This window comes from Nocardioides sp. JS614 (assembly GCF_000015265.1).
Classification (GTDB): domain Bacteria; phylum Actinomycetota; class Actinomycetes; order Propionibacteriales; family Nocardioidaceae; genus Nocardioides.
The window spans coordinates 2,776,018-2,793,020 of sequence record NC_008699.1; the positions used below are offsets into that span (position 1 = coordinate 2,776,018).

16 protein-coding genes and 1 tRNA gene are annotated in these 17,003 nt (G+C 72.6%); 9 read left to right on the forward strand and 8 right to left on the reverse strand.

The window, feature by feature from the left end; all coding sequences use genetic code 11:
• Positions 1 to 95 precede the first annotated feature (95 nt).
• The 3 genes from NOCA_RS14695 to NOCA_RS14705 form a co-directional block, all read right to left on the reverse strand.
• Complete coding sequence (locus tag NOCA_RS14695; protein ID WP_011756053.1) at positions 96 to 1,817, reverse strand: BCCT family transporter; 1,722 nt, start codon at positions 1,815 to 1,817, stop codon at positions 96 to 98.
• Between the two features lie 46 nt (positions 1,818 to 1,863).
• Positions 1,864 to 2,457 (reverse strand): LysR family substrate-binding domain-containing protein, encoded by a 594-nt coding sequence (locus NOCA_RS14700; protein ID WP_011756054.1) that lies wholly within the window; start codon positions 2,455 to 2,457, stop codon positions 1,864 to 1,866.
• A 178-nt stretch (positions 2,458 to 2,635) separates the two neighbouring features.
• Positions 2,636 to 3,295 (reverse strand): FAD-binding oxidoreductase, encoded by a 660-nt coding sequence (locus NOCA_RS14705; RefSeq protein ID WP_337998996.1) that lies wholly within the window; start codon positions 3,293 to 3,295, stop codon positions 2,636 to 2,638.
• Between the two features lie 56 nt (positions 3,296 to 3,351).
• Here NOCA_RS14705 and NOCA_RS28000 point away from each other — a divergent pair, with 56 nt between their 5' ends.
• The 4 genes from NOCA_RS28000 to NOCA_RS14720 all read left to right on the forward strand — a co-directional run bounded on the left by NOCA_RS28000 (position 3,352) and on the right by NOCA_RS14720 (position 5,724).
• Positions 3,352 to 3,489 carry a hypothetical protein gene (locus NOCA_RS28000; RefSeq protein WP_197687647.1) on the forward strand — a complete coding sequence of 46 codons (138 nt, stop codon included), beginning with the start codon at positions 3,352 to 3,354 and terminating at the stop codon, positions 3,487 to 3,489.
• Positions 3,465 to 3,704 (forward strand): hypothetical protein, encoded by a 240-nt coding sequence (locus tag NOCA_RS14710; RefSeq protein WP_041546557.1) that lies wholly within the window; start codon positions 3,465 to 3,467, stop codon positions 3,702 to 3,704. Before NOCA_RS28000 ends, NOCA_RS14710 begins: the two co-directional genes overlap by 25 nt.
• A gap of 50 nt (positions 3,705 to 3,754) precedes the next feature.
• A complete protein-coding gene (locus tag NOCA_RS14715) occupies positions 3,755 to 4,132 on the forward strand; it encodes a hypothetical protein (protein ID WP_011756056.1) in 378 nt (125 codons plus the stop codon).
• Between the two features lie 65 nt (positions 4,133 to 4,197).
• Positions 4,198 to 5,724, forward strand: coding sequence for an LCP family protein (locus NOCA_RS14720; RefSeq protein ID WP_011756057.1), 1,527 nt, complete (start codon positions 4,198 to 4,200; stop codon positions 5,722 to 5,724).
• Between the two features lie 41 nt (positions 5,725 to 5,765).
• On the opposite strand, the gene NOCA_RS14725 is transcribed toward NOCA_RS14720, so the two are convergent.
• Entirely contained in the window at positions 5,766 to 7,448 is a 1,683-nt protein-coding gene (locus NOCA_RS14725; RefSeq protein WP_011756058.1) for a CHAP domain-containing protein, read from the reverse strand.
• Between the two features lie 179 nt (positions 7,449 to 7,627).
• Between NOCA_RS14725 and NOCA_RS14730 the strand changes: the two genes are divergently transcribed.
• The 3 genes from NOCA_RS14730 to NOCA_RS14740 all read left to right on the forward strand — a co-directional run bounded on the left by NOCA_RS14730 (position 7,628) and on the right by NOCA_RS14740 (position 11,879).
• Entirely contained in the window at positions 7,628 to 9,334 is a 1,707-nt protein-coding gene (locus tag NOCA_RS14730) for a long-chain-fatty-acid--CoA ligase (protein ID WP_011756059.1), read from the forward strand.
• Positions 9,335 to 9,400: 66 nt separating this feature from the next.
• Positions 9,401 to 9,994 carry a GNAT family N-acetyltransferase gene (locus NOCA_RS14735; RefSeq protein WP_011756060.1) on the forward strand — a complete coding sequence of 198 codons (594 nt, stop codon included), beginning with the start codon at positions 9,401 to 9,403 and terminating at the stop codon, positions 9,992 to 9,994.
• A gap of 52 nt (positions 9,995 to 10,046) precedes the next feature.
• Entirely contained in the window at positions 10,047 to 11,879 is a 1,833-nt protein-coding gene (locus NOCA_RS14740; protein WP_011756061.1) for an AMP-dependent synthetase/ligase, read from the forward strand.
• A 171-nt stretch (positions 11,880 to 12,050) separates the two neighbouring features.
• Here the strand turns inward: NOCA_RS14740 and NOCA_RS14745 are convergent.
• A tRNA-Leu gene (locus NOCA_RS14745) sits at positions 12,051 to 12,136 on the reverse strand.
• A gap of 79 nt (positions 12,137 to 12,215) precedes the next feature.
• On the opposite strand from NOCA_RS14745, the gene NOCA_RS14750 reads away from it, so the two are divergent.
• Positions 12,216 to 13,550: a M20/M25/M40 family metallo-hydrolase gene (locus tag NOCA_RS14750; protein ID WP_011756062.1), complete on the forward strand. Its 1,335-nt coding sequence runs from the start codon at positions 12,216 to 12,218 to the stop codon at positions 13,548 to 13,550.
• Positions 13,551 to 13,555: 5 nt separating this feature from the next.
• On the opposite strand, the gene NOCA_RS14755 is transcribed toward NOCA_RS14750, so the two are convergent.
• The 3 genes from NOCA_RS14755 to NOCA_RS14765 form a co-directional block, all read right to left on the reverse strand.
• Positions 13,556 to 14,716: a GDSL-type esterase/lipase family protein gene (locus NOCA_RS14755; RefSeq protein ID WP_041546558.1), complete on the reverse strand. Its 1,161-nt coding sequence runs from the start codon at positions 14,714 to 14,716 to the stop codon at positions 13,556 to 13,558.
• 153 nt (positions 14,717 to 14,869) lie between these two features.
• Positions 14,870 to 15,088: a DUF5703 family protein gene (locus NOCA_RS14760; protein ID WP_011756064.1), complete on the reverse strand. Its 219-nt coding sequence runs from the start codon at positions 15,086 to 15,088 to the stop codon at positions 14,870 to 14,872.
• Between the two features lie 33 nt (positions 15,089 to 15,121).
• Positions 15,122 to 16,069 (reverse strand): aldo/keto reductase, encoded by a 948-nt coding sequence (locus NOCA_RS14765; RefSeq protein ID WP_011756065.1) that lies wholly within the window; start codon positions 16,067 to 16,069, stop codon positions 15,122 to 15,124.
• Positions 16,070 to 16,142: 73 nt separating this feature from the next.
• Here NOCA_RS14765 and NOCA_RS14770 point away from each other — a divergent pair, with 73 nt between their 5' ends.
• Positions 16,143 to 16,967: an undecaprenyl-diphosphate phosphatase gene (locus NOCA_RS14770; RefSeq protein WP_011756066.1), complete on the forward strand. Its 825-nt coding sequence runs from the start codon at positions 16,143 to 16,145 to the stop codon at positions 16,965 to 16,967.
• The last annotated feature ends 36 nt before the right edge of the window (positions 16,968 to 17,003 follow it).

Sequence of the window (17,003 nt, forward strand, 5' to 3'; positions counted from 1 at the left end):
GGGAGCGCCTGCGGCGCCCCCGGATCCTGGCCGAGGTCGGCCGGGCTCAGCCCCCGGCGGCCGGGCCGAGGAACCGTCGACGCGCGCCGCCGGTTCTAGGCCTGCGGGTCGCGGTCCACGGCCAGCACGAAGTCGTCGCCGTGCTCGGTGACGCCGGCGATGACGGCCTGCTCGACCGCCTCAGCGGCGTACCGGCGGCGCACCATCAACGGGTCCGTGCGCAGGTCTCTCACGAGCGCGACGGCCAGCCCCACCATCACCACGACGAACGGCAGCGCGGCGACGATGGTGATCGTCTGCAGGCCGGTGAGTGCCTGGTCGCCGCCGACCAGCAGCATCACCGCGGCGACCGCCCCGGTGGCGACGCCCCAGAAGACCACGGTCGCCCGGCTGGGCTCCTGGGTGCCGCGTTCGGAGAGGGTGCCCATCACGATCGACGCCGCGTCCGCACCGGAGACGAAGAAGATCGCGACCAGCAGCATGACGACCATGCTGGCGACGGTGGCGAGCGGATAGGCCTCGAGGGTCCCGAAGAGCTGCGACTCGACGCCGCTCGCGCCGGCGAGGTCGGTGCCCGACCTCTGCAGGTCGATGGCGGCGCCCCCGAAGATGCAGAACCACACCAGGCTGACCAGGCTCGGCACCAGCAGCACGCCGCTGACGAACTGCCGGATCGTGCGACCGCGGGAGATCCGGGCGATGAACATGCCGACGAACGGGGTCCAGGACAGCCACCACGCCCAGTAGAAGACCGTCCAGGACTGCAGCCAGGTGCTGGTCTCCGATCCCTCCGCGCTGGTGCGCGCGGCCATCATCGGCAGGTCCTGGACGAAGCTCCCGATCGAGGTCGGCACCAGGTTGAGGATGAACACGGTCGGGCCCAGCACGAAGACGAACGCCGCGAGTGCGATCGCCAGGACCATGTTGATGTTCGAGAGCCACTGGATGCCCTTCGCGACACCCGAGACCGCGGAGAGCACGAACGCGACGGTCAGCACCGTGATGATGCCGACCAGGACACCGTTGCCGACCTCGCCGAGCCCACCGACGATCTCCAGGCCGCTCTGGATCTGGAGCGCCCCCAGGCCGAGCGACGCCGCGGACCCGAACAGCGTGGCGAAGATGGCGAGCATGTCGATGACCCGGCCCCAGCCTCCCTTGGCGTGGCGGCCCAGGAGCGGCTCGAAGGCCGCCGAGATCAGCTGGAGCCGGCCCTTGCGGTACACGCCGTACGCGATCGCGAGCCCGACCACCGCGTAGATCGCCCACGGGTGGAGCGTCCAGTGGAACAGCGTCGTCGCCATCGCGTGCTGGACGGCCTGCGGGTTGCCCTCGGCGCCGGTGCCGGGCGGCGGAGCGACGTAGTGGGTCAGCGGCTCGCTGACCCCGTAGAACATCAATCCGATGCCCATCCCGGCGCTGAACATCATCGCGACCCACGAGACGGTGCGGAACTCGGGCTCCTCGTCGTCGCGACCCAGCGGGATGTTGCCGAACCGGCTGAGCGCGAGCCAGAGCACGAACACCACGAACCCGCTCGCGGTGAGGACGAACAGCCACCCGGTGTTGGTCATCGTCCAGCCGAGCGCGTCGGACGACGCCGAGGCCAGGGTGGACGTGCTCACGAAGCCCCACACGAGGAACGCGACCGCGATGGCCGCCGTCACGCCGAAGACGACCCGGTCCAACCCGGCCCGGTCGGGAGCGGCGGCCTCCACCGGCTGGTCGAGAGCGGGGTGGGGGACGACGTCGGCCGCGGGGCTGCGTACGGCGTCCGCCACTCGGTGGGCACGGGGGTGGTCGTAGCGAGTGGTCATCGGCTTCCGGTACCACCGGTGCCCGACCCCGAAACGGTGAGCCCGGTCACCCCCGGGAGCTGCGCTCCGTCCGGCCGCGCACGATCCCGATGAACCGCTGAACCCACGGGTCGTCGTTCTCGACCAGCCACGCCAGGCCCACGGTCGTCGGCGCCAGGTCGGTGACGACGCGGTAGGTGGCGTCCTTGCGGTGGTACAGGCGGGCGATGGACATGGGCAGGATCGCCACCCCGGTGCCGGCGGCGACGACCTCGACGGCGTCCTTGGCCGTCATCGGCGGCCACGCGAGCTGCTCGACCTGCGGGGTCCAGCCCGAGTGATGGGGGAGCACGAGCTGCTCGTCGGCCAGGTCGGCCGTGGTGACCTCCTCCGCGAGGCTCAGGGCGTGCTCGACGCCCATCACCGCGACCGGGAGCTCGTCGTACAGGGGGATGCAGTGCAGCCCGTCACGGTCGATCGGCAGCCGCACGAGGGCCATGTCGAGGGTGCCCGCGCGCAGCCGTGCCTCCTGCTCCTCCTCGTCCAGCGGCACCAGCTCGAGGGGGTCTCGGGAGTAGCGCGACCGCCAGGTCCGCGCCCACTTGTCCGGCGTGGCACCCGTCACGAACCCGACCCGGAAGTGCCCGAACGCCTCGCTCACCCGCTCACCCTACGGCCGTCCCCGCGACCCGGGGCGGTCCCCGTGGCTCGGAACCCCGTGTCGTTTGGTCACCAACGACGGACCCTGGTCGCTCCCGGCTGTCGTTGGTGACCAAACGACGCCCCCGGAGCCCGGCCCGGGCGCGGGGGAGCGAGCGGCCCAGCCCGGGACTGCTCCGTCAGCCGGTCTCGCCGAACTGCTCGACGCGGATCGTGTCGGTGGCCACGCCGACCTCCTCGAGCAGGCGGGTGGCGTACGACGCGAAGCCGACCGAGCCGCACACGTAGGCCCGCTCGGCGCGGGCGGCGTACGCCTCCAGCTCCGAGGGGTACGGCGGGGCCGCGACCCGCTCGCCCAGGTTCTCGCGGGTCAGCGCCACGAACGCGCCGTGCCGGCTCAGCTCGGCGGCGTAGGGGAGCTGGTCCCAGGTGCGGGCGACGGCCACGACCCGGAGCCGGTCCTGGAGGCCCAGCCGCCGGGCGTAGCGGGTCATCGCGACGACCGGCACCACGCCGGACCCGCCCGCGAGGCACAGCGCCGGCACGTCCCCCTCCCAGACGAACCAGCCGCCGATCGGTCCGCGCAGCTCCAGCACGTCACCCACCTCGGCGACGTCGTACAGGAACCCGGAGACCTCCCCGCCGGGCAGGCACTCGACCATCAGCTCCAGCAGCGGGTCGTCGGGGTCGGAGGCGACCGAGTACGACCGCTGGGCGGTGTAGTCGTCGGGCGCGCGCAGCCGCACCACGTAGTGCTGCCCGGGCAGGTGGTCCACGCGGTCGTCGACGTGCAGCCGCAGCCGGACCAGGCGGTCGGTCGGGTGGTCGATCTCGATGATCCGGCCCCGGGGTGGCGAGCACGTAGGCGAGCGGCTTGCCGACGTAGTTCATGTAGGTGACGCCGTACCGGCGGACGTCGTCGAGGAAGCCGGAGGCGCTGAACCGCGCGGGCACGTTCGTCGAGCCGCCGCAGACGGCCGGGCTCCAGCCCGCGACGACGGCGTTGGAGTGGAACAGCGGCATCGAGACGTAGCAGACGTCCTCGGAGCCGAGCTCGTAGCGGACCTGTCGGCGAAGGCCTGGCCGCGGTTCGTCCGGATCGCCCGGGACCTGCCGAGCACCGCCACCAACAAGGTGCTCAAGCGGGAGCTCGCGGCGCAGGGACCGACGGCCGGCGACGGCGTGCTGTGGGCGCGCGCCGAGCGCGGCACGGCGTACGCCGTCGCGGCGGATGGGGTCCCCGCCTGAGGCGTCCGCCCAGGGGGTTTGCGGCATCGGCGACGGGGCACCGGAGGGACATGGGTGGTGGCCTGACCGGACTCGTCATCGCGTTCGCCCTCCTGGTCGTGCTGGCGGGCGTGGCGCTCGTCGTCGTCCCGCTGGCGCGGCGACGCCAGCACACCGCGGACGTCATCAACGCGCCTGGGACGCCGCCCCTCGACTACCGGGTGCCCGAGGGCCAGGACCCGGCCACCGTCCTCGCTGCGGTCGCCGACGACGGGTACGCCGCCGCGGTCTCGCCGAGCGACACGCAGCTGGTCCGGGTGCACTGCCCGGGCGGCCCGGACCGCGAGCGTCCGCGGGTCCGCGCGATCATCGCGCACGTCCCCAGCACCACGATCGACGCCGCCGCCCCGGCCCCCGCCGCTCCGGTGGTGTTCGAGGACGAGCGTTGACGCCGGTCTGACCCGCCCGCTCGGGTACCCTCGTCGCGGATTTCGAGCACCGCGGGAGGGTGCAGATGGCGGGAACCGGTGGGACGGTCGCGCCCGACGCGCGCCCGGAACTGGCCGCGCCGGTGCCCGCATCCCGGTCGGCCGGTCCCCGGGCCGCACGCGCTCGACACGCTGCCCGGCACCGCGCACCGCGCCGGCCGCGGGTGTTCCGTCGGGCCCGCACGCTCGCCGGGGCCCTCGGTGTGACCGTCCTCGGCGCGGCCGTGCCGGGCTCGGGCTACCTGTGGACCCGCCGGCGACTCGGGTACGTCGTGCTCCTGCCGTTCCTCGCCGGCCTGGCGCTCGTCGGGCTGTACGCCCGCGACCTGCACCGGCTCGTCGACTTCGCCTTCGACCCCGCCCGCCTGCGGGTCGCCGCGGTCGCGGTCGCGATCGCGTTCGTGGCCTGGGCCTTCGTCGTGGTCACGACGTACGCGATGGCCCGGCCCCGGGGGATGAGCCGTCTCGAGGGCGGTCTCGGTGCCCTCGTCGTGTCGCTGCTCTGCGTCCTGGTCGCGCTACCGGCGTTCCAGACGGTGCGGATCGCGATGACCCAGGCGCACTTCGTCGCGACCGTCTTCGACGACGAGCAGACCCAGACCACGCCCGAGGGGGTCACCGAGGAGGACCCGTGGGCCGGGCGCGACCAGGTGAATGTGCTGCTGCTGGGTGGCGACGGCGGCGTCGGCCGCACCGGCATCCGCACCGACTCGGTGATCCTGCTGAGCATGAACACCCACACCGGCAGGTCGGTGATGTTCAGCCTGCCGCGGAACATGATGAACGCACCGTTCCCGGTCGACAGCCCGCTGCACGCCGTCTTCCCCGACGGCTTCCGCGGCGAGGGCGACCCCGGCAGCTGGATGCTGAACGCGGTCTACGGCCAGGTGCCGGCGCTCTACCCGCACATCCTCGGCGACTCCGAGAACGAGGGCGCGGACGCGGTCAAGCAGGCGGTGGCCGGCAGCCTCGGCACCCACGTCGACTACTACGTGCTGATCAACCTGCTCGGCTTCCAGCAGCTCGTGGACGCGATCGGTGGGGTCACGGTCAACATCAACGAGCCGATCGCGATCAACGGCAACACCGACCTCAACATCCCGCCGACCGGCTACCTGCAGCCCGGGCCCGACCAGCACCTCGACGGCTTCCACGCGCTGTGGTACTCCCGTGGACGCTGGGGTTCCGACGACTACGACCGGATGCTGCGCCAGCGGTGCATGGTGAGCGCGATCATCGACGAGGCCGACCCGCTCAACGTGCTGCGCCGCTACCAGGACCTGGCCAAGGCCGGCGAGGAGATCCTGCGCACCGACGTGCCCCGCAAGCTGATGCCCGCGTTCGTCGACCTGGCGCTGAAGGTCAAGGAGAAGAAGATCCGTTCGATGGCCTTCGTCAGCTCGGACAAGTTCTTCTCGGGCGATCCCGACTACACCTGGATGCAGTCCGTGGTCGCCAAGGCGCTCGCGCCTCGCTCCGGCGGCGGCGCCAAGGACGACCCGGGCACCGCGGTCAAGACCGACGACGCCTGCGGCTACCACCCCGTCGGCTGAGACGATCCATCGAGGCCGAGCCTCGCCGCCGGCGGCGGCGCTCAGCCGACCCGCACGGTCCGCGTGGTGACCAGGCGGTTGACGGTCTCGCTGCCGGCGTACCGCACGGTCATCGTGCGCTTGCCCTTCGGCAGGTCCTTGAACGTGACCCTCGCGGAACCGTGCCGCAGGGTGACCTCCCGGGAGACCCCGGCGAGGCGCACCACCACCGGGCCGGTGACCTCGCTGACGCCCGGCGCGGTCACCGTGACGGTGACCCGCACGCGGCGCGCGCCGGAGTCGACCGCGAGCCGGATCTGCGGGTCGCTCTTCACCCGGGCCGAGCGCGGCGTCTCCAGGGTCGTGGTCGTGTAGCCGGCGCGGGTCAGCGTGATCCGGGCGGAGAGCCGGCTGCCGAGGTCGAGGTTGGTGATCTGGTACGTCGGGCCGGTGGCGTCGGCGACCGGCTGACCGTCACGCAGCCACTGCACCTGGACGTCCGCGTCCGACGGGGTGAACGTGCCCGGGTCGACGGTGAGGGTCTCGCCCAGGCGGGCCGTGCCCTGCAGGCTGGGCGCAGTCGCCACGGTGAACGTCCCGGGCGCGACCGGGGCGGTCGGCGCGGCCGACGCGGTGACAGGGTCGTATCCCTCGCGGGTGGCGGTCACCTGGGCGGTGATCACCCGGCCGACCAGCTCCGGCCCGAGGTCGAGGGTGGTACCGGTGGCCTGGTCGATCGGCTGGTCGTCGGCGAACCACTGGAACGCGAGCGCGGGCGCGGGGTTCCAGGTGCCGGGGGTGAGGGTCAGTGAGGAGTCCACCTTGGCCTCGCCGGTGATCACCGGGGCGCTGAGGTTCCTCAGCTGGCCGGGCTGGACCGGTGCGGTCGGCACCGAGGTGGCCGACGCGGTGGGGTAGCCGAGCTGGGCGCCGGTGGCACGGACCGTGATCACCTGGTCCAGCCGGGCACGGGTCAGCTTGAGGGTGGCGCCGACGGCGTCCTTGATCGGCTGACCGTCGGCGAGCCACTGGTAGGCGACGGCGGCGGACGCCGGCCGCCACGTCCCCGGGGTCGAGCTGAGGACGGCGCCGACCTTGGCGATCCCGGTCACGACCGGGGCGCCGGTGTTGACCAGCGGCTTGTCGTTGAAGTGCACGAACCCGCTCGGCCAGTTGCCGCTGCTACGGGAGACGACGGCCCAGGAGAAGTCGCCCCCCCAGCTGTCCTGGGAGACGACGATCTCGTCGGCGGAGATGACCCGCTCGACGTAGGCGACGTGGCCCGACGAGCCGGCCGGTCCGGTGTTCGCCTTCCACCAGGCCACCGCGCCGACCCGCGGGGTGTCGTCGGTGATCCGAGGCATCGAGGTGCCCCAGTAGGTCGCGTTTCCGCCTCCCGACCACGGGCGCTCGTTGGGGAGCCCGCTCTTGACCATCCGGTAGGCCACGTAGTTGGTGCAGTTGTGGCCGGCGTACATGCGCCAGTACATGGTGCGGTTGTTCGACGCGTAGCCCGCGTTGCCCATGCCGGCGTCGCGGCAGGCCTGGTAGCCCATGCACAGGTAGGAGCTGCGCTTGAAGACCGCGGACGGCTCGCGGCCGTCGCGGTCCAGCGCACCCGCCTTGCTCCCCGTGGCGAGAGCCGGCGCGACCGCTCCCGCGGGTGCCGGGGCCAGCACGAGGAGCCCCGTGACCAGGGCCGCCGCGAGGGCAGTCGTCAGGGGCGCGAGCAGGCGGGACCGCATCGGCACGGATGGGAGTCTAGGGACAATTGAGCTCTTGTGGGAGTGAAGTGGCGTAAAATGTCAAGAAGACACGCCGAAGGCGAAAGTTAAACTTACATCGGTGTAATTCAGTACGTTTCCCCGCTGGGGCCGCTCCTCCCATCGGCCACTAGGCTGCGAAGGAGAGGAAATGAGGCCCGATGCGACCCGATGAGCGTCCGTGGGCGAGCAGCTACGCGCCCGGCGTGCCGCTGGACATCGACGTCCCCGACGAGTCGCTGGTCGACCTGCTGGAGGCGTCCGCGGCCCGGTTCGGGGCGCGCACCGCGCTCGACTTCTTCGGTGCGACCACCACGTACGCCGGGCTCGGCGACCTGGTGGCCCGCGCGGCGGAGGGGCTGCGGCGCGTGGGCGTCGGAGCGGGCGACCGGGTGGCGCTGGTGCTGCCGAACTGCCCCCAGCACGTGGTCGCGTTCTACGCCGCGCTGCGGCTGCGCGCGGTGGTGGTGGAGCACAACCCCCTCTACACCGAGGAGGAGATGGCCTTCCAGCTCGCCGACCACCGGCCGACGGTCGTCGTCGCCTGGGACAAGGTGGCGCCGATGGTGCGGCGGATCGTCGAGCCCCTCGGGGCTCCCACCGTGCTGGCGGTCCACCTCCCGTCCGCCCTGCCGCGCCGCAAGCAGCTCGCGCTGCGGCTGCCCGTTCCGCGGGCCGCGCGCACCCGCGCCGCGCTGAGCGGACCCGCCCGCGGCATCCGCCGGTGGGAGAGCATCCTGCGCGGGCCGGCGCTGGCCGCGGACCACCCGCGGCCCACGAGCGCCGACGTCGCCCTTCTCCAGTACACCGGCGGCACGACCGGGCGACCCAAGGCCGCCGTACTCACGCACCGCAACTTGCGCGCGAACGCCGCCCAGGGCCGGGCCTGGATGCCGGGGCTCGTGGACGGCGACGAGGTCGTCTACGCCGTGCTGCCCCTGTTCCACGCGTACGGCCTGACCCTCTGCTTGACCTTCTCGATGAGCATCGGCGCAACGCTCGTCCTGATGCCGCGCTTCGACGTGGACCTGGTGCTGGAGGCGATGCGCCGGCGGCCGGCCACCTTCCTGCCGGCGGTGCCGCCGGTCTACCAGCGCCTGGCCGCCGCGGCCGCCGAGCACGGCGTCGACCTGTCCTCGATCCGCTATGCGATCTCCGGAGCGATGTCGCTGCCGGCCGAGACGGCCGAGCTGTGGGAGGCCGCGACGGGTGGACTGCTCGTCGAGGGGTACGGCATGACGGAGACCTCGCCGGTCGCTCTCGGGAACCCCGCCGGTGACGCCCGCCGGATCGGCGCGATCGGGGTGCCCTTTCCCTCCACCGAGGTGCGCGTCGTGGACCGGCACGACCCCTCGCGCGAGCTGCCGGCCGGCCAGGCCGGCGAGCTGCTGCTGCGCGGGCCCCAGGTCTTCGCCGGCTACTGGGAGCGCCCCGCCGAGACCGCCGAGGTGGTGCTCGCCGACGGCTGGATCCGCACCGGTGACGTGGTGGTGATGTCCGAGGACGGCTTCTTCACCATCGTCGACCGGATCAAGGAGCTGATCATCACCGGCGGCTTCAACGTCTACCCCAGCGAGGTGGAGCACGCGCTGCGCGAGCTCCCCGGGATCGTGGACGCCGCGGTCGTCGGCCTGCCCTCCGGGCGTGGGGACGAGGACGTGGTCGCCGTCGTGGTGCTCGAGCCCGGCACCACGCTCGACGAGGACGCGGTGCGGGCCGGGTGTCGCGAGCACGTCGCGGCGTACAAGGTGCCGCGGCGGGTGTACGCCGTCGACGCGCTGCCGGTCTCCATCATCGGCAAGGTGCTGCGCCGGCAGGTCCGCGACGAGCTCCAGGAGCGCTTCGAGGCCGCGCCGCCGGCAACGTGACCGCCGTCGCAAACCCCGCCGGAGCGAAGCCGACTCGCGTAGTTTGAGCGTGGGAGGTGGGGCGACGTGTTCGCGGAGGCGCAGCTCAACGACGGCACTCGTGCGCTGATCTGGGACTTGTGGCCCAGTGACCGCGAGGCGGTGCGCGCGGGTTTCGAGAAGCTCTCCGAGGAGACCCGGTTCCACCGCTTCCTGGCCGCGGTGCCGCACCTGACCGACACGATGCTCGTCCACCTGGTCGACGAGGTCGACGGCGTCGACCATGTCGCGGTCGCGCTGGTCGTGCTCGACGAGGACGGCAACGGGGTGCCCGCCGGCGTCGCCCGGATGATCCGCTACGCCGACGAGCGCGATGCCGCGGACATCGCGGTCACCGTCATCGACGCGTTCCAGCGGCGCGGGGTCGCGACCGCACTGCTCACCGAGCTGATGCGGCGTCGACCGGTGGGGGTCACCCGGTTGGTCACCACCGTGACCGCCGACAACGCCGCCTCCCTCGCCATGCTCCGGCGTCTCGGTCCCACGGTCGCCGAGCCGGCCGGCCCGAACCGTCTCGACGTGATGGTCGAGCTGCCCCCGCCCAGCACCGACGACAGCACCGACGTGGGCGGCGCTCCCGACGTCTCGGGGCCGGCCGAAGCCGAGGACGAAATCCTCTAGTACGGTCCCCGCGGCCGGGGAAGGGTGAGGCTGTCCGGAAGAGGGTGGCACCGTGGCCTCGACGACCCCAACGCACGACGACACACGTCCGGAGCCGGCCGCCTCGCTGGCGCGGATGTTCTACGACCGGATCGCGGCGACGCCCGATCAGGAAGCCTTCCGCTTCCCCGACGGGGCGGGCTGGCGCTCGGTCACCTGGCGCCAGACCGGCGAGACGGTCCGAACCCTCGCCGCCGGCCTGCTGGCGCTCGGCATCCGGCCCGAGGAGCGGGTCGCGATCCTCAGCAACACCCGGGTCGAGTGGCTCGAGGCCGACCTCGCGATCATGTGCGCCGGCGCCGCCACCACGACGGTGTACCCCACGACCAGCGCGGACGACGTCGCCTTCATCCTCGGGGACAGCGGCTCACGGATCGCGTTCGCCGAGGACGACACCCAGGTCGCCAAGTTGCGGTCGCGGCGCGACCACCTGCCCGACCTGATCCGGGTCGTCACCTTCGACGGCCAGGCGGACGGCGAGTGGGTGCTCAGCCTGCGGGACCTGGTCGCACTCGGAGCGCGGCACCTGGTCGAGCATCCCGGCGCCGTCGACCAGGCGGTGGCCGCGATCGGGCCCGAGGACCTGGCCACCCTCATCTACACCTCGGGGACGACCGGCCAGCCGAAGGGCGTCGAGCTGCCGCACCGGTGCTGGACCTACATCGGCTCGGCGGCCGACCGGCTCGGCATCCTCTCCGCCGCGGACGTGCAGTTCCTGTGGCTGCCGTTGTCCCACTCGTTCGGCAAGATGCTGGAGGCGGTCCAGCTCCAGATCGGGTTCCCGACCGCCGTGGACGGCCGCCTGGAGCGGATCGTGGAGAACCTGGCCGAGGTCCGGCCGACGTTCATGGCCGGGCCACCACGGATCTTCGAGAAGGTCCACGCCAAGGTCGTGCAGACCGTCGAAGAGGAGGGCGGCGTGAAGCACCGCCTGTTCAACTGGGCCTTCCGGGTCGGGGACCGAGTGGCGCGGGCGCGGCTCGAGGGGCGGCGGCCCTCGACGTTCGACGCCGCCCAGCACGCCGTGGCGGACCGGTTGGTGCTCGCCAAGATCCGCGAGCGCCTGGGCGGTCGGATCCGGTTCCTGGTCTCCGGCAGCGCCGCGCTCTCACCCGACGTCGGGCGCTGGTTCCACGCGGCCGACCTGCTGGTGCTCGAGGGGTACGGACTGACCGAGACCAGCGCCGGCACGTGCATGGTGCTGCCGGACGACGCCGTGTTCGGGGCCGTCGGCCGGCCCCTGGACGGCACCGAGCTGCGGATCGCCTCCGACGGCGAGATCTTCGTGCGCGGGCCGGGAGTGATGCGTGGCTACCACCACCTGCCCGAGGCGACCGCCGAGGTGCTCAGCGCGGACGGCTGGCTCGCGACCGGCGACGTCGGCGAGCTCGACCACCGGGGCCGGCTGCGGATCACCGACCGCAAGAAGGACCTGATCAAGACCTCGGGCGGCAAGTACATCGCGCCGCAGGCGATCGAGATCATCTTCAAGGCGGTGTGCCCGCTCGCGAGCCAGATGCTCGTCCACGCCGACGGTCGCAGCTACGCGACGGCACTGATCACCCTCGACCCGGACGCGCTGGCCCAGTGGGGCCGGGCCCAGGGCATGCCGGTGACGGACTACTCGGCCCTCGCGGCGAGCCCCGAGGTGCACGGGTACGTCGCGGCGTGCGTCGAGGAGCTCAACGGCCGGCTCAACCGGTGGGAGACGATCAAGCAGTTCCGGATCCTCGACCACGACCTGAGCGTCGAGGGCGGCGAGCTCACCCCGAGCATGAAGGTGCGCCGGAAGGTCATCGAGACGACGTACCACGACCTGCTCGACTCGATGTACGTCCCGGCCTGAGGGGCCGGGCCCGGCCCTCACGCGAGGCAGCCGCGCGCGGCGCCGAATCGGGTGTTCCCGGCGTGGGCCGTGCCGTACGTGAGCTGGACGGACCCGCTCGCGGAGGCGGGGCGGTGCCGAAATGCAGAAGTCCCCGGCACCCAGCGATTGCTGGGGCGGGGACCGCCAGGGTGTCCGAGGGGGGACTTGAACCCCCACGCCCTAATACGGGCACTAGCACCTCAAGCTAGCGCGTCTGCCAATTCCGCCACCCGGACGAGTGCGGGTGGAACTGTAGCAAAGGGACCGGGCATTCCTCGCATCGGCATCGACCCTCCCGGGTGTCATGCTGGGCCCATGGCCCAGGACCCCCGCACCGACCCGCAGCAGGCGGATCCAGACCCTGCTCGCGAGGTCGTCGACGTGTGCCGCGAGCTGATCCGGATGGACACCTCGAACTACGGCGACGAGGACGGGCCGGGGGAGCGGAAGGCGGCCGAGTACGTCGCCGCGCTGCTCGACGAGGTGGGGATCGAGGCGCGCCTGCACGAGTCCGAGCCGGGGCGCACCTCGGTGCTGGCCCGGTGGGGTGGAACCGACACGGAGCGGGGCGGACTGCTGCTGCACGGCCACCTCGACGTCGTACCCGCCGCGGCCGCGGACTGGCAGGTCGACCCCTTCTCCGGCGAGATCCAGGACGGCTACGTCTGGGGACGCGGCGCGGTCGACATGAAGGACTTCGACGCGATGCTGCTGTCCGTGGTCCGGGCCCGGCAGCGCGCCGGGCGGGTGCCGGAGCGCCCGATCACGCTGTGCTTCACCGCGGACGAGGAGGCCGGCGGTCACCGCGGTGCGCAGGTCCTCGTGGACGAGCGGGCCGAGGAGCTCGAGGGCTGCACGGACGCCGTGGGCGAGGTGGGCGGGTTCAGCGCCACCGTGCGCGGCCGACGGGTCTACCTGATCGAGGCCGCGGAGAAGGGGATGGCCTGGATGCGGTTGACGGCCCGGGGTCGGGCCGGGCACGGCTCGATGATGAACCCCGACAACGCGGTCACCCGCCTCAGCGCCGCGGTCGCGCGGATCGGTGCCCACGACTGGCCGGTCCGGCTCACCCCGACGATGCGTACGCTGCTCGCCGCGGTGGCGGAGCTGGCCGGCACGGAGGCGACCCCCGAGAACGCGCCCGCGCTGGTCGAGGAGTTCGACGGCGCCGCCCGGATGCTCGGTGCGGTGATCCGCAACACCGCCAACCCCACGATGCTCGCCGCGGGCTACAAGGTGAACGTCACCCCCAGCGAGGCGACGGCGCACGTGGACGGCCGGTTCCTGCCCGGCTACGAGGACGAGTTCTTCGCGACCCTGGCCGACCTGGTCGGCGAGGGCATCGAGGTGGAGCACCTCAGCCACCAGCAGCCCTGGGAGACGCCGTACGACGGCGACCTGGTCGACGCCATGACCCGCTCGCTCCTCGCCGAGGACGAGGACGCCGTGGTCGCGCCGTACCTGATGAGCGGCGGCACCGACGCCAAACACTTCCGCCGGCTCGGCCTGCGCTCCTACGGGTTCGCGCCCCTCCGGCTGCCCGCGGACCTGGACTTCACGGCGCTGTTCCACGGCGTCGACGAGCGGGTGCCGATCGACGCGCTGGAGTTCGGCGCCCGGGTGCTCGACCGGTTCCTCGACGAGGTCTGAGCGGCCTACTCGCCGGCGAACGCCCCTCCGGGACCGAACACGATCCGGCCGAAGCGCTCGCCGATCAGGCGGTGCGTCGCGGCGTCCGGGTGCAGCTGGTCCGGAAGCGGCAGCTCGGCGTGGTCCTCGGCGCCGTACAGCTGGAGGCCGTCGAGGTAGTGCAGGTGCGGGTCCTGGGCGGCCCGGGCGGCGACGATCGCGGCGAGCTGCTCACGGATCACCCCGAGGGTGAGCTTCCCGGCCGCGCGCTCGGCCGGGTCGCCGAGCGCGACGAACCGCACCCCCTCCGACAGGTCCGGGGCGCTCGGGCCCGGCACCTCCTCGTGGGCCGGGCAGCAGATGGGGGAGACCACGAGCAGCGGGGTGTCCGGATGGCCTTCGCGCATGGTGTCCAGGAAGCCGTGCACGGCGGGGCCGAACGCGCGCAGACGCATCAGGTCGAGGTTGACCAGGTTGATGCCGATCTTCACGCTCAGCAGGTCCGCCGACGCCTCGCGCATCGTGCGGGCCGTGAACGGGTCCAGGAGCGCACTGCCGGCGAGGCCGAGGTTCACCAGCTCCACCCCGCCGGTGGCCGCCGCCAGCGCAGGCCACGTGGTCGAGGCGCTCTCGGCGTTGGAGCCGTGGCTGATCGAGCTGCCGTGGTGCAGCCACACCCGCCGGCTATCGGCGCCGACCGGCTCGACGGGGGCGTCGGTGCGCAGCGCGACGATCTCGGTGACCTCGGAGTACGGCAGCCAGAGCTCGACGTGCTTCGCCTCGGACGGGAGTCCCCGGAAGGCGACGGTCCCGACCGGTCCGGGCTCGAGCGCGGACCCGCCGGTCGCCAGGTCGACCGTCAGGAGGTGCCCGCCCGGTGCGGTGGCCCGGGCCACCAGCCGCCCGTCGACGACCAGGTCGTACACCCCGTCCGGCCGGCCCTCGAGCCCGACGTACGTCATCTTGGTGGCGAGCACGTCCAGCTCGACGACGGTCGCCTCCGTGCGGAACATCAACCGCACCCCGGACGGCTGTGCCTCTGCCATCGCCAGCTGCCCGTCGGCGCACTGCGCCCGCGCCCAGGCGGGCAGCCGGTGCGGCCGCAGCCCGTGCTCGGTCGGCTCGAGCTCGACCGCCCCACGGACCAGGTCGGACGAGACGGGCGTCGTGATCAGCGGCGCGGTCATGCCGGCAGCGTGCCAACACCCGCCCGCTCCCACCAAGCCCGCGCCCGGATCCGCGGCCCCCGACGGTTGTGGTTTGGTCACCAACGACGGTTCTGGAGCGGCTGGGACTGTCGTTGGTGACCAAACGACAGCAGGACTGCTGGGGGCCTCGGCTCAGGCGGTGCGGACGGCGCGGATGATCTTGCGTCGGAGCACCACCCGGCGGGTGCCGTCGGCGGTGATCCGCACCCGGTCCAGCTCCCAGCCGCCGTACTCGGCGCGCTCGACGAGCAGCTTGGTCACCACGTTGCGGGAGTACTCCCGCGAGAAGGTCACCTTGTCGAACTCCCACTCGACACCACGAGCGGGGGGCCTACGCAGCTCTCGGCTCATCTGGTCTCCGTCTCGTCAGCGGTCGGACAGGGGTCAATCGGCGGACACGTCGTCCAGGGCGGCGGTGATCTCGGCGGGCAGGCTCAGCTCCTCGACGCCGAGGGCTCCGCGCAGCTGGGCAGCGGTACGGGCACCGACAACGGGGGCCGTGACGCCCGGTCGGTCGCGGACCCACGCCAACGCGACCTCGAGCGGCGTCCAGCCGAGGCCGTCCGCGGCCCGGGCGACGGCCTCGACGATGCCCCCGGACCGCTCGTCGAGGTAGGGGCTGACGAAGTTCGCGAAGTGCGCGGAGGCCGCGCGGGAGTCCGAGGGGGTGCCGGTGCGGTACTTGCCGGTCAGCACGCCGCGACCGAGCGGCGACCACGGCAGCACGCCGAGCCCGAGCGCGGCGGCCGCCGGGAGCACCTCGTGCTCGGCGACCCGGTTGAGCAGGGAGTACTCCACCTGGGTGCTCGCCAGCGGGGTGCGCCCCGGCACCGCCCGTTGCCAGGTCGCCGCTTGGGCCGTCTGCCAACCCGAGTAGTTCGAGACGCCGACGTACGACGCCCGCCCGCTCTGCACGGCGGTGTCCAGCGCCGCGAGGGTCTCCTCGAGCGGCGCCTCGTCGGACCAGATGTGCACCTGCCAGAGGTCGACATGGGCGACCCCGAGGCGGCGGAGGGAGGCGTCGAGGGTGGCGAGCAGGTGGCCGCGTGAGGTGTTGTACTCACGGCCACCTCGCCGGGCGGTGATCCCGGCCTTGGTGGCGAGCACGACGTCGTCGCGGGCGACGACGTCGCCGATGAGGGTGCCGATCAGCTCCTCGGACGCACCGTTGCCGTAGCCGGCCGCGGTGTCGACCAGCGTGCCGCCGGCCTCGGTGAACGCGACCAGCTGGTCGCGCGCCTCGTGCTCGTCGGTGTCGCGTCCCCACGTCATCGTGCCGAGCGCCAGACGGGACACGGTGAGGCCGGTCGCGCCGACACGCCGCTGCTGCATGGCGACAAGGTAGTCGGCGACTCCACGCGGCCCTGCACCGGCACGCCCAGCGGCCGCCCGTAGAGTTCCCGCCGTGGTGGACTTCCTCCAGGCCCTCGTGCTCGGGCTCATCCAGGGGCTCACCGAGTTCCTCCCGATCTCCAGCAGCGCGCACCTGCGGATCTACCCCGAGCTGTTCGGCTGGGGCGACCCCGGAGCGGCGTTCACGGCTGTCATCCAGATCGGCACCGAGGTCGCGGTGCTGATGTTCTTCCGCAAGGACATCTGGCGGATCGGGAGGGCTTGGCTGCTCTCGCTGTTCAAGCCGGAGTACCGCGGCCACCTGGACGCCCGGATGGGCTGGTTCATCATCGTCGGCTCGGTGCCGATCGTGCTGCTCGGCATCGCCCTCAAGGATGTCATCGAGGAGGACTTCCGCAGCCTCTGGCTGATCGGCACCACCCTGATCGTCCTCGGCCTCGTCCTCGGCGTCGCCGACCGGCTCGGCGGCACCGACAAGACGATCAAGCAGATCTCGCTGCGCGACGCGATCCTGATGGGCCTGGCCCAGGCCCTCGCCCTGATCCCAGGCGTGTCCCGTTCCGGTGCGACCCTGTCCATGGGCCGCCTGCTCGGCTACGACCGCGAGGCCGCCACCCGCTACGCGTTCCTGTTGGCCATCCCCGCCGTGATCGGGGCCGGGGTCTTCGAGCTCAAGGACATCCCGAACGGCGACAACCTCTACGGCTGGGGCCCGACCATCGTGGCGACCATCGTCTCCTTCGTCGTCGGGTACGCCGCGATCGCGTGGCTGCTGCGCTACGTCACCACCCGGTCCTACGCGCCGTTCGTCCTGTACCGCGTGGCCCTCGGTGCGGCGACGCTGGTCCTGGTCGCGACCGGCGTGATCGCGGCGTAGCGCAGATGCGCCAGCGGGGCTGGCCGGCCTCGGCCC

What these genes read in the sequence shown, in the direction of transcription:
- NOCA_RS14760 (WP_011756064.1), bottom strand. Translation starts at nt 15,088, where the DNA reads ATGAGCCGAGAGCTGCGTAGGCCCCCCGCTCGTGGTGTCGAGTGGGAG.
- NOCA_RS14765 (WP_011756065.1), bottom strand. Translation starts at nt 16,069, where the DNA reads ATGCAGCAGCGGCGTGTCGGCGCGACCGGCCTCACCGTGTCCCGTCTG.
- NOCA_RS14750 (WP_011756062.1), top strand. Translation starts at nt 12,216, where the DNA reads ATGGCCCAGGACCCCCGCACCGACCCGCAGCAGGCGGATCCAGACCCT.
- NOCA_RS14715 (WP_011756056.1), top strand. Translation starts at nt 3,755, where the DNA reads ATGGGTGGTGGCCTGACCGGACTCGTCATCGCGTTCGCCCTCCTGGTC.
- NOCA_RS14720 (WP_011756057.1), top strand. Translation starts at nt 4,198, where the DNA reads ATGGCGGGAACCGGTGGGACGGTCGCGCCCGACGCGCGCCCGGAACTG.
- NOCA_RS14725 (WP_011756058.1), bottom strand. Translation starts at nt 7,448, where the DNA reads ATGCGGTCCCGCCTGCTCGCGCCCCTGACGACTGCCCTCGCGGCGGCC.
- NOCA_RS14755 (WP_041546558.1), bottom strand. Translation starts at nt 14,716, where the DNA reads ATGACCGCGCCGCTGATCACGACGCCCGTCTCGTCCGACCTGGTCCGT.
- NOCA_RS14730 (WP_011756059.1), top strand. Translation starts at nt 7,628, where the DNA reads ATGCGACCCGATGAGCGTCCGTGGGCGAGCAGCTACGCGCCCGGCGTG.
- NOCA_RS14695 (WP_011756053.1), bottom strand. Translation starts at nt 1,817, where the DNA reads ATGACCACTCGCTACGACCACCCCCGTGCCCACCGAGTGGCGGACGCC.